At 64.9% G+C, this 1,171-nt stretch carries 2 pseudogenes; both read right to left on the minus strand.

Features of this window, described 5'->3' with window-relative positions:
- Positions 1–345 (minus strand): annotated as a pseudogene (locus tag EN893_RS34865) (glycogen debranching enzyme GlgX); the annotation flags it as partial.
- 208 nt (positions 346–553) lie between these two features.
- Positions 554–1,171: pseudogene (locus EN893_RS34870) on the minus strand (alpha-D-glucose phosphate-specific phosphoglucomutase); the annotation flags it as partial.

Here is a 1,171-nt window from a genome sequence, read left to right on the forward strand (position 1 = left end):
GTGCGGTATCGGCGCCCTCGCCCGGCGCTGGGCCAGCCGCCAGTCATAGACATAGGACCTGTCGATCTCGACGGCATATGGATCGGTCAGGAGCTTGGCGGGATCGAACCACAGTCCGCGTTCCGGCGCGTAGTCGCCATCGGCGCGAAAGCCGTAGCGGATGCCCTGGCCAAGGCCCGCAATGAACAGCGCATGGACGCCCTCACCTTCCGGCTGCAGTTCGAGCCGTTCGATTTCCCGGTTGCCCTGCTCGTCGAAGATCGAGACCCAAAGCCGACGGGCGGCCTGCGACCAGGCGGCAAAGCGGATGCCTTCGCGGGTGACGGTGGCGCCGAGCTGGGTCATGCAGTCTCCCCCTTCGCCCCTTGTGGGAGAAGGTGTCGCCGAAGGCGACGGATGAGGGATGTTCCCGCTTGGCAAGGACAGCGATCCTTCGCGCACCCCTCAACCGTCTCGGCGCTACGCGCCGATCCACCGCCCTGGGGCGAGCCACGGGTCTCGCCCCGTCCTTCGAACCCCACAAGGGGAGAAGGGAAAGCGCGAACCGCCACCCTCAAGTAATCACGCTTGGCTTGGGGCGGCCGGTATGGCTGTGAATCCCGGCAATATCATCGGCTGCGGCTATCAGATCGGCAAGGGCGGCCTGGGTGTCGAGGTCGTGCCTCGACTTGTCCGGCTCGTAACGTTCGATGTAGACGCGCAGCGTCGCGCCCGACGTGCCGGTGCCGGAGAGGCGGAAGACGACCCGCGAACCACCTTCGAACAGCACCCTGATGCCCTGATGCTCGCTGATCGAACCGTCGACCGGATCGCGATAGGCAAAATCGTCGGCGCTGGCGATTTTCATGCCGCGAGCGCTGGTACCCGGCAGCGCGCCGAGCTTGGCGCGCAGTTCGTCGACCAATGCGTTGGCGCGGTCGCTCTCAACCTCTTCATAATCGTGCCGCGAATAGTAGTTGCGACCGTAGGTCGCCCAGTGCTCAGTGACGATCTGCTTGCAGCTTTCGCCGCGCGCGGCAAGGATGTTGAGCCACAAAAGCACCGCCCATAGGCCGTCCTTTTCGCGGACATGGTTGGAGCCGGTGCCCGCACTCTCCTCGCCGCAGATCGTCGCCATGTCGGCATCCAGCAGATTGCCGAAGAACTTCCAGCCGGTCGGCGTCTCATAGAG

The organism is Mesorhizobium sp. M7A.F.Ca.CA.004.04.2.1 (assembly GCF_004022825.1).
GTDB lineage: Bacteria > Pseudomonadota > Alphaproteobacteria > Rhizobiales > Rhizobiaceae > Mesorhizobium.